The 571-nt window shown below is 63.0% G+C and carries 1 protein-coding gene; it reads right to left on the reverse strand.

Going from position 1 to position 571, the window contains the following annotated elements:
- The coding region (locus tag AABW11_RS20015; RefSeq protein ID WP_340107105.1) for a hypothetical protein at nucleotides 1-209 on the reverse strand (209 nt) is incomplete at its 3' end.
- Between the last annotated feature and the right edge of the window lie 362 nt (nucleotides 210-571).

The following is a 571-nucleotide window of genomic DNA, read 5'->3' on the forward strand; positions in this document are numbered from 1 at the left end:
CGGTGCAGCGCACGAAGTGCGCAAACGGCAGGACTGCCAAGAGCAACATCAACAAGGAGGTCGACTTGGCCGGCAGGCAGGATTCCGGCACTGTCTTCGGCAGTAAGCTTCACCAGCTCCGATATGTGCTGGTGAAACGCATCTTCGCTGGCGAGTGCAGACATTCCGTCCGCCGCCTCAAGCCAGCTGGCAGTGCTAGCCCCCAGCATTTGGTCGAGTAGCGCTGGCGCCGCCCACTCCGGCGGCCCCTTTGCGTCATCGCCATCCTTCGTCACCCGGAGAGGGTTTAACACTGCCCGCAGCCGCTCCGCGACATCAGTGCGGACGGCTTCGTAAGACAAGGTGCCGTCTCGCGTGGCGAAGATTGAGAGGGGATCGCCGATCTCCGCCAACTTCGGAGACGGATAGATAAGAAGAAGCGCCCGTAGCCCAGTCAGCCGGCCCTGGTCGTTCCGGAACTGCAGCGGCCTCAACCGATGCTTCTCGAAGTAGCGGCGCCCCGACTCGCCGACCCCCATTCGTCGCTCGGCGTCATAGGAGAGAATGGCAGAGATGGCGTCCGGCACCATCG

It is taken from the genome of Rhodohalobacter sp. 8-1 (assembly GCF_038150125.1).
Lineage (GTDB): Bacteria > Bacteroidota > Rhodothermia > Balneolales > Balneolaceae > SW132.